Annotated in this window: 9 protein-coding genes, 1 tRNA gene and 1 pseudogene; 5 read left to right on the top strand and 6 right to left on the bottom strand. The window is 64.6% G+C overall.

The annotated features are described in order from the left end of the window. From AC2VLV_RS01310 to queG, 4 genes are all read right to left on the bottom strand, one after another. On the bottom strand, nt 1–1,988 hold a 1,988-nt coding region (locus AC2VLV_RS01310), incomplete at its 3' end, for a hypothetical protein (protein WP_486988287.1). A gap of 1 nt (nt 1,989) precedes the next feature. Continuing rightward, complete coding sequence (locus AC2VLV_RS01305) at nt 1,990–2,298, bottom strand: helix-turn-helix transcriptional regulator (protein WP_486988286.1); 309 nt, start codon at nt 2,296–2,298, stop codon at nt 1,990–1,992. A 316-nt stretch (nt 2,299–2,614) separates the two neighbouring features. Then, a tRNA-Pro gene (locus AC2VLV_RS01300) sits at nt 2,615–2,691 on the bottom strand. Nucleotides 2,692–2,706: 15 nt separating this feature from the next. Further along, nucleotides 2,707–3,834: a tRNA epoxyqueuosine(34) reductase QueG gene (gene queG / locus AC2VLV_RS01295; protein WP_486988285.1), complete on the bottom strand. Its 1,128-nt coding sequence runs from the start codon at nt 3,832–3,834 to the stop codon at nt 2,707–2,709. A gap of 24 nt (nt 3,835–3,858) precedes the next feature. On the opposite strand from queG, the gene tsaE reads away from it, so the two are divergent. Further along, nucleotides 3,859–4,383, top strand: coding sequence for a tRNA (adenosine(37)-N6)-threonylcarbamoyltransferase complex ATPase subunit type 1 TsaE (tsaE, locus tag AC2VLV_RS01290; protein ID WP_486988284.1), 525 nt, complete (start codon nt 3,859–3,861; stop codon nt 4,381–4,383). A gap of 50 nt (nt 4,384–4,433) precedes the next feature. Then, complete coding sequence (locus tag AC2VLV_RS01285; RefSeq protein WP_486988283.1) at nt 4,434–5,828, top strand: N-acetylmuramoyl-L-alanine amidase; 1,395 nt, start codon at nt 4,434–4,436, stop codon at nt 5,826–5,828. 24 nt (nt 5,829–5,852) lie between these two features. Here AC2VLV_RS01285 and rraA read toward each other — a convergent pair whose 3' ends face one another. Beyond that, nucleotides 5,853–6,362: a ribonuclease E activity regulator RraA gene (rraA, locus tag AC2VLV_RS01280; protein WP_486988282.1), complete on the bottom strand. Its 510-nt coding sequence runs from the start codon at nt 6,360–6,362 to the stop codon at nt 5,853–5,855. Nucleotides 6,363–6,490: 128 nt separating this feature from the next. Between rraA and AC2VLV_RS01275 the strand changes: the two genes are divergently transcribed. The 3 genes from AC2VLV_RS01275 (at nt 6,491) to galU (ending at nt 8,610) form a co-directional block, all read left to right on the top strand. Continuing rightward, complete coding sequence (locus tag AC2VLV_RS01275; protein ID WP_486988281.1) at nt 6,491–7,390, top strand: polysaccharide deacetylase family protein; 900 nt, start codon at nt 6,491–6,493, stop codon at nt 7,388–7,390. Further along, nucleotides 7,387–7,608, top strand: coding sequence for a DUF1289 domain-containing protein (locus AC2VLV_RS01270; RefSeq protein ID WP_486988280.1), 222 nt, complete (start codon nt 7,387–7,389; stop codon nt 7,606–7,608). Before AC2VLV_RS01275 ends, AC2VLV_RS01270 begins: the two co-directional genes overlap by 4 nt. A gap of 114 nt (nt 7,609–7,722) precedes the next feature. After that, a complete protein-coding gene (gene galU / locus AC2VLV_RS01265; RefSeq protein WP_486988279.1) occupies nt 7,723–8,610 on the top strand; it encodes a UTP--glucose-1-phosphate uridylyltransferase GalU in 888 nt (295 codons plus the stop codon). A gap of 51 nt (nt 8,611–8,661) precedes the next feature. Here the strand turns inward: galU and AC2VLV_RS01260 are convergent. Next, a pseudogene (locus AC2VLV_RS01260) lies at nt 8,662–9,174 on the bottom strand (polyphosphate kinase 2 family protein); the annotation flags it as partial. Between the last annotated feature and the right edge of the window lie 80 nt (nt 9,175–9,254).

The raw sequence follows: 9,254 nt of genomic DNA, 5'->3' as shown, positions 1-9,254 counted from the left end.
GTGCCCAATCCCCGTCCCTTGTTGTGCCGCAGTTCCGCTGGCGAGGTGCGCCACTGCGGTGTAATACCGGTTTCCTCCGCCCAGTCCACCATGACGGCTGATGTCGCCCATAACCAGACCGTGCGGGGAACCGCGCTGGAAACGGCGCGCACGCGTCCGACCGCCTGAAGCAGTCGCTGACGAATCTGGTCTGCCGCCCAGTCGCGCAGCGCCGGGTTCTGCGGAAGGCGAATCGCCGAGGGTCGATCCTGGAAGACTGCTGGCGCGCGCGCTGCGTCCCAGCGCGGCCAGTCTGTGTCAGCGGCTCGTGCTGCCAGCGCTATAGCGCGCTCGCCGAGATAGCTCTCGCGTTGCGCGTTCGGGTGTTCGAGCGGTTCGCCAAACACCACCAGATCGCGGCCTTCAAAGGCATTGGTGCCGCGTTCATGTGCAAACCAGTGACCCGCCCCGTGTGTCAATCCGCCCAGCCGTTCGGCAACGGGCTCGAAGGTCAGAACGCCGATGTGCCCAGCATCGGTCATCTGCTCATCCGCCGCCAGTTGTCGCGCGGCGCGGACTTCTGTGACGCGCTGCTGCAAGGCGTCCTGATTGCTGCGGATGTCCTTGCGCAAGCGTGGCGTGTCAGCGTAGATGTTGAGTTGCAGGTTTTGCTTGACGCGGATTTCCTCGACTGTCCCGCCATGCGCACACACGATATGTTGGATGATGCGGGGCGCCGTGGCGTCCAGCAGCAAGACTGGGTGCTTGCCTGAAGCGATGGCTTCACCCAATGGCGTGGGTGCAACGCCTTGGATGACCCCGGATCGGGCGAAGGCGCTGTCCAGTCGCAGACTGAACCCCAGTGCGGCGGCGGCGCGCAAGGGGATGATCCAGTCGCCCGCGCTGTGGCGGCTGTCGATGTGCGCGGCCTCCCACAGGGCTGCGCCGTCCTGGACGGTGACGAGGCTGCCCTGCGCCCACTGCAGGATGCCCGGCGGCGGGTCGATCGGGCGGTCATCGACGGCTTGGGCGCTCGCGGCAATCCAATGCGCCAGCAAGGGGAGCAAGTCTTGCGCCGCCAGGCAGGACGCAAGACGCCTGTTCGCGTCGTTGATGTCGGCCTGGGCCTGCTTGTGAGCGGCGTCACCCTCCGCAAGGCGCAGGAGCAGTTCCGCTTTTGTTTGATCGGCGCGGGCGCGTTCGATCGCTGGCCGCAGTTGTGTCGACCATTGCGCAATGTCCTCGCTGGTGATGGTGACGGTCTGGGCCAGTGGCGGTGTTTCATCGATCACGACCAAGCGGGGCAAGTCTGGAGGGTTGAGATCGTCTGCATCCAGAATGGGCTGGCGCCACTGGGCCAGAGCGCTGGAGAAACTGGCGTAGTGCGCGGCGATGATGGGGGTGTCGCGGATGTCGCGCTGGTGCGCGATCCAGTTGCAGGGATCGGTGTGCTCGATCACTTCGCTCAAGCCCGCGCTCTCGATGATGCCCTCGATGCGCTTGAGTTGCCGATCCGATCCGACAGACCTGTAAAAGTCGCGCTGTTCGCGCAAGCCATGCTTGCAGCGACGGCACAGCAGCGGTTGCTGGATGCGGCGCTTGGCGGCCAGGCTGCGCCCGTCCTCGATACGCTGGCAGTGATGCGGCTGTCCGGGGGCGTGGGCGCGGCCCGAGTAGGCTTGCGCCTGCCCGCCTGCCTGCTCCACGGCGGCAACGAATGCGTCCCGCAGGTCTTTGGTGGCGGTCAGGAACAGCACGGGCGTCTGGCGCCCAGCGGCGATCTGTGCGATCTGGCGGGACTTGCCCAGCCCGGTGCTGGCCTGGATCAGGCGCGGCGGCGGGACGGGCGGCTTGGGCTCGTTGAACGACGTGCGGGCGTCACGCGCCCGCTGCGCCCGGTCTTGCCAGGTTTGCCGGTCGAGCAGCCACAGGTCATGCGCGTCCAGCGCTTGCTGGAGCGCTGCGGACAGATGGACACGGGCGGTCTGCAGCGTGTGCTGGGCCGCCATGTCAAAGCTCCGCCAAGGTGTGGCCTTTGCGTGGCCGTCCCCGGCGCGCTGGCGGCGTCAGGGGGGTGGGCGTTGCGGCGCCTTCGCCTGTGGCGTGATCCGGTTGCCCGATACCGGCGACCCATCTCTGCAGATCGGCGGCGCGGTAGCGCAGCGAGGTGTTGATCTTGACAGGCTGAGGCCAGTGCGCGGGCGGACGCTTGCTGCGGTAAGTCCAGTGCCGGATGGTGCTGTAGGAAAACCCGAGCAGATCGGCGGCAGCGCGAATGTCGAGCAGGAGCGGTGTGGTGGTGTGCTGTGGGTGCGGCATGGCAATCCCCGAAAGTCTGTATACGGGGATATGCGCGGGGGGCGGCGCGGCATAAAAAAGCCCGGCAGAGCGCATGGCTGGCCGGGCGGGCGAATCCCCGAGAAATCAGGGCCGACAGAACCTGCTGAGGTCACTCAGGCACCGGGGACGCTTGCTGCTTTCTGGCAGCCTTGGGACATTTCGGGGACAAAAAACGGGGGGATTCTTGGGACACTCCAGGGACAATGCGGGGACAAATTCGTGTCCCAAAGACGCAAAAAAGCCCACGGTGTTAGTGTGGGCTTGTTCTGTAAGTCGTTGATTTTTTGAATATTTCTGGTCGGGGCGAGAGGATTCGAACCTCCGACCCTCTGCTCCCAAAGCAGATGCGCTACCAGACTGCGCTACGCCCCGACGAAGCTCGCCATTCTACCGGGTGATTTCGCTCAGGTCGGTTTCAGCCTGAGCCAAAGCCCAGCGGAGATGCTCTTGCTGCAGCGGGCTGGCATGCGGGAGTGCGCTGTGTAGCGCTTGGATGACTGCCTCGCGCCAGGCCGTCTCGTGATTCACTCGTAGGCCGTTGCCCAAAGCAACGGCCAGGTTGCGCTGCCAGCGCTCGAAGCCGATGCGGCGAATCGGGCTGCCCTCGGTGCGTTGCTCGAACTGGGCTTCGCTCCAATTCCACAGGTCGAGCAGCTGGGTTTGGTCAAAACCGTGGCGGGGATCGAAATCGGGCAAGGGGCTGCGCTGGGCATAACGATTCCAGGGGCAGATCAGCTGGCAGTCGTCGCATCCGTAGATGCGGTTGCCGATCAGCGGACGCAGTTCCAGGGGAATCGGCCCTGCGTGTTCGATGGTCAGGTAGGAAATGCAGCGCCGCGCATCGAGTTGTTCCGGGCCAAGAATGGCCTGCGTTGGGCAGATGTCGATGCATTTGCGGCAGGTCCCGCAGTGAGCACTCGCGGGGGCATCTACCGGGAGGGGCAGACCGACGAATATTTCGCCCAGAAAAAACATCGATCCACTGTCGCGCTGCAGCAGCAGGGTGTGCTTGCCGCGCCAGCCGAGCCCGGCGCGCGCCGCCAGCTCCACTTCTAGCACGGGGGCGGAGTCGGTGAACACGCGCACCACGCGCGGGTCGATCTGGGCGGCGATGTGATCGGCCAGTTGCAGCAGCTTGCGCCTGAGCACCTTGTGATAATCGCGCCCTCTGGCATAGACGGAGATCGTGGCCGCTTCGGGTTGTGCCAGCCTTTGCCATTCCGCATCGCGCCAGCCGGCCGGGCTTGCGCGCGGGAGATAGTCCAGGCGGGCGGTGATGACGCGCAGCGTGCCGGGCACCAGTTCCGCGGGGCGGGCGCGCTTGAGGCCGTGTCGCTGCATGTAGTCCATGCTGCCGTGATGTCCTGCGGCGAGCCAGTCGAGCAGGGGCGCCTCGGCCGAGCGCAGATCGACCCCGGTGATGCCGATTTGCGAAAATCCCAGCGCACGCCCCTGCTGTTTGATGTCTTGCGCCAGCGCGCGCAGACGTTCGGGCGATGTGCTGAGTTGCTCCATCCGCGCCATTCTAGAAATCTATCCATGCCTCCTGCTGCCCTGCCCCTACTGCTTGCCAACGAACACGACACCGAAGCGCTGGCGCAAGCCGTGGCTTTGGCGTGGGCGCAACACCCGACGCCCCGCCTGCTGATCACCCTCGACGGCGATCTCGGCGCAGGGAAAACCACCTTTGCACGCGCTTTTTTTCGTGCTCTGGGCGTGCAGGGGCGCATCAAAAGCCCCAGTTTCAGTCTGCTGGAAGAGTACACCCTTGACATTCCGGCCCTACAATTCAAGGGAACTCTTCGGACCTCGGCCTATCACATTGATCTTTATCGCTTTTCAGACCCGCAAGAGTGGGACGATTCTGGACTGCGCGATGTCGTGGGCGGACCGGGGATCAGTCTGGTCGAGTGGCCGCAGCGCGCGCAGGATTTGCTGCCCGCTGCCGACTTGAGCCTGCACCTCGAACCGCTGGGAGAGCAGCGCCGGTGCACGTTGCAGGCCGGGACTGAACTGGGACAGCGTTTGTTTCGCACCTTGCCGGAAGGTTTGAAGTCCGGTTGATGCCGTGGGTGGGCTGCTGCTCCCCCCGGTTTTTGAGCAGGAGCCTGAACATGATGACCCCACCGCGTCGGCGTTTTCTCGTGCAATCGTCCAGCCTCGTGCTGCTGCTGACGGCCCCCATGATTGCGCGGGGAGCCACATTGATGTCCATCCGCGTCTGGCCGGCGCCCGAGTACACCCGGCTGACGCTGGAGTCGGACGGCCCCCTGAGCGCAACCCATCAGGTCTTGAGCGATCCGCCGCGACTCGTCGTGGACATACAGGGCCTGCAGCTCGACAGCCAGTTGCGCGATCTGGCGGGCAAAGTGAAGGCGGACGATCCCTTCATCAAAGACGTGCGCGTGGGCCAGTTCAAGCCCGACGTGGTGCGCCTGGTCATCGACTTGAAGCAGGCGGTCAAACCGCAGGTCTTCAGTCTGCTGCCGGTTGCGGCGTATCAAAACCGGCTGGTCTTCGATCTTTACCCTGCCCATTCGGGTGACCGGCTGATGGCTTTCATGCGACAACAGGAAGCGCTCGACCGCGAACGCCAGCTCGGCGCCGGCTCCACAGCGCCGCCGCAAACCCTCGCCCAGGCCCAGCCGCAACAGCCGGATTCGCTGGGCGACTGGATACGCCAGCACCGCAGCGAACTCGACAGCCAGCAGGCCGGAAAGCCACAACAGTTCGCCCGCGCCGATACGCCCCCTGAGGCGCAACGCCCCGACCCCGTGCGCCGCGACCGCCGCAACTTTCGCAGCGTGCTGCTGGCCATCGACCCCGGTCATGGCGGCGAAGACCCCGGCGCCACGGGCCCCAGCGGGGTGCACGAGAAGGATGTGGTGCTGCTCATCGCCCGCCACCTGCGCGACCTGGCGATGAACACGCCGCACATGCGGGTGATGATGACGCGCGACAGCGACTACTTCGTGCCGCTGTGGACGCGGGTGGAGAAGGCGCAATCGGCCAATGCCGACCTGTTCACCTCCATCCATGCCGATGGCTGGTACACGCCCGAGGCGCGCGGCGCTTCGGTGTATTGCCTGTCCGATGGCGGCGCGTCCAGCGTGGAGGCGCGGTTGATGGCGCAACGCGAGAACGCGGCCGACGCCATCGGCGGCATCGACATCAACTCGCGCAGCTATCAGGTGGCCAAGGTGCTGCTCGACATGTCCACCACGGCCAAGATCAACGCCAGCCTGAAAATGGCTCGCCCCACTCTGGGCAAGATGGGAGAGCTGGTGCATCTGCATTCCAAACAAGTTCAGCAGGCCGGATTCGCCGTGCTGAAATCGCCCAGCATTCCTTCGATGCTGGTGGAAACCGCCTTCATCAGCAACCCGGAAGAAGAGGCGCGGCTGCAGACGCCGACCTATCGCAAGCAGATCGCGCGCGCCATTTTTGAAGGCTTGCGCGCCTACCTCGACACCAATCCGCCCCTGGCCCGCCGCCGCATTCTGACCTGAACCTGGCCCACGGCGCCCTTGATTTCAGAGCGCCAGCCCGAGCTGCTCGCGGCTGATGATCACGCCGTCTTCATCGGCGTAGAGCCATTCGCCAGGGCGCACGATCACGTCCTGAATATTCACCACCGCATCGACCATGCCTTTGCCGTGTTTATCCGGCGGAGCGGGCATGGACGCGAGCGCCAGCACGCCGATGGGCACCTGCAGAATTTCATGCACATCGCGCACGCAACCGTTGATCAGCACCCCGGCCCAGCCGTTCTGGCTGGCCAGAGTAGCCAGATTGCCGCCCAGCAGCGCGCGTTTCATCGAAGCGGCGCCGTCCACCACCAGCACCCGCGCCATGCCGGCCGACTCCAGGGTGGCGCGCACCAGGGCGTTGTCGTCGTGACATTGCACCGTGGCGATCTGGCCGCGAAAGCGGCTGATCTTGCCAAAGGAGCGGAAAACCGGCGGCAGCACCCGCAGCGCATCGCTATGCAGAGCGTCGCGGTGCGCATCGCACAGATCACAGGTTGAAAACAAGGCGTGCATTTCCATTCCTCCAGATGCATTCTCAAGTTCTGCAAACATTGAAGCAGAGCCCCTTTGCCTGAGGGCTGTGTCAGGTCAAGTCCTCTACGATGTGGTCCTCAAAGGCCCGGCCTCTTGCTGTCTGATCCATGCCCAATCTTGCGCTCAAAGTCGATGTCGATACCCTGCGTGGCACGCTCGAAGGCGTACCTGCTCTGCTGCGCCTGCTCGACAAACATCAACTCCGCGCCACCTTTCTGTTCAGCCTCGGGCCCGACCACACCGGGCGCGCGCTCAAGCGAGTGTTTCGCCCCGGCTTCCTCGCCAAGGTTCAGCGCACTTCGGTGACCAGCCACTACGGCCTGAAAACCCTGCTGTATGGCACGCTGCTCCCCGGCCCGGACATCGGCCGGCGCGCCGCAGGACCCATGCGCGATGCCGACCGCGCCGACCATGAAACTGGCGTGCACACCTGGGACCACATCCTCTGGCAAGACTACGTGGTGCGCAAAAATGCCGACTGGACACGCCGTCAGCTTCAGCTCGCTGCCAACCGCTATGGCGACATCTTCGGCCGCCCCCCGCAAGTGCACGGCGCCGCCGGCTGGCAGATGAACGACGCGGCCTATCTGCTGGAGCAGGAACTCGGCTTCACCCTGGCTTCGGACGGTCGGGGCTCGCACCCCTTTCTGCCGGTGGTGCAGGGGCGCACCCTTTCTGTTCCACAACTACCGACCACCCTGCCGACGCTTGACGAGCTGATCGGCGTGGACGGCTTGAACGAACACAACGTGGCCGATCACCTCCTGCGCCTGAGCACCGACGGCCGCGACCACGTTTACACCCTGCACGCCGAACTGGAGGGCGGACAGCTTGCCCCCGTGTTCGACCGTCTGCTGCAAGGCTGGAAAGCGGCAGGTCTGCATTGCACCTCGATGCGCGGCTATGCCGACTCGCTGAACCTGGACACATTGCCGCGCCATGCGGTCAGTCTGGGCAGCATTGCCGGGCGCAGCGGTACCCTCGCCTTGCAAGGCGCCGCCGTATGACCCTCGCTTCGGTCGCGTCAGCCGATCAACCCGACGACGCAGGCGAGCCCGACACCCCCTGCGTCGGCGTGTGCTCCACCGGGTTCGACGATGTTTGCCGCGGCTGCCTGCGTACCGCGGCGGAGGTCGGTCGCTGGGTGGAGATGAGCCCGGCGGAAAAGCGCGCGGTCTGGGCGCGCATTTTGGCCGAGGGCTATGTCCCGCGACGGCGTGATTGAGTTCTTCCGCCAGATGGAGTCCAACACCGCATTCCCGGTGGATTACTGCGCCGCAGCATCGCGCATTCCCTTGTTAGTATCGGTGTCATTCCCGACCCTAACGTGATACTCCCCATGCCCCCGACCATCACCAAAGCCGTCTTCCCCGTTGCCGGTCTCGGCACGCGCTTTCTGCCCGCGACCAAAGCCACTCCGAAAGAGATGATGCCCGTAGTCGACAAGCCGCTCATTCAGTATGCGGTCGAAGAGGCGTATGCGGCGGGCATCACCGAAATGATTTTCGTCACCGGCCGCCACAAGCGCGCCATCGAAGACCATTTCGACACCGCCTACGAACTGGAGCATCAACTCGAAGAAGCGGGCAAACAGGCCATGCTCGACGTGGTGCGCAGCGTCAAACCCGACAACGTGCAATGCGTGTTCGTGCGCCAGCCCGTGGCCAACGGCCTGGGCGCCGCGGTGCTGTGCGCCGAACGTCTGGTGGGCGACGAGCCGTTTGCCGTCATCCTCGCTGACGACTTGCTCGTCGGCGAGCCGCCGGTCATGGCGCAGATGGTCGATATTCACAGCCGTCATGGCCGCAGCGTCCTCGCCACCGAAGAAGTGCCGCGCGAGCACACCAAGCGATACGGCATTGTCAGCGGCCAGGAGATCATGTCGGGGCTGACCTCGCTCTCGGGCATCGTCGAAAAACCCGCGCCCGACGTCGCGCCCAGCACCCAGGCGGTCGTGGGTCGCTACATCCTCAGCCCCCGCGTGTTTCATCATCTGCGCAACGGCAAACCCGGCGCTGGCGGAGAAATTCAGCTGACCGACGGCATCTCCACGCTGCTGCACGAAGAAGCGGTGTACGCCTATCGCTACAGCGGCCGCCGTTTCGACTGCGGCAGCAAGCTCGGCTACCTCGAAGCCACGGTGCAACTGGGCATGTCTCACCCCGAGACCGGGCCGGAGTTCAGCGCCTACATCAACAGCTTGCTCGCCGAACGTAGCGAAGGCTGACGCTCCCAGCAGTGACGGGCCGCCCCGTGCAAGGCGGCCCGGCGGCATCTACTATCGGTACACCGTGGGCACCATCAACTCTTGCGGCACGGGTTGGCGACTGTAGTCCGCATGGCGCTCGCGCTCGGGCAGGTTGATGGGAGGATGTTCCACCTCCCCATAGTCGAACTGCGACAGCAGGTGCCGGATGCAGTTCAGCCGAGCGAGCTTCTTGTCGTTGCCTTCCACCACCCACCAGCGCGCCTCCTCAATATGCGTGCGCTCGAGCATGTCTTCCTTCGCCTTGGTGTATTGCTCCCAGCGGCGGCGGCTTTCCAGGTCCATCGGGCTGAGCTTCCACTGCTTCATCGGGTCGTGAATGCGGCTGAGAAAGCGCACATGCTGCTCGTCGTCGGTGATCGAAAACCAGTACTTCAGCACCTTGATGCCTGAGCGCACCAGCATGCGCTCGAACTCGGGCACCGAGCGGAAGAACTCTTCCACATCTTCCTCGCCGCAAAAACCCATCACCCGTTCGACCCCGGCGCGGTTGTACCAACTGCGGTCAAACGTAAGCGTCCCGCCAACCCCTCTTGACACCCGAAGTGAAGGTCAGGTGCTGGCGGCAGGGGTGTTGGTTTTTGCCCAGTTATGCGGCAGCAATT

It is taken from the genome of Thiomonas sp. TH-17, from assembly GCF_057473305.1.
This window is presented reverse-complemented; position numbering and strand designations above follow the sequence as displayed.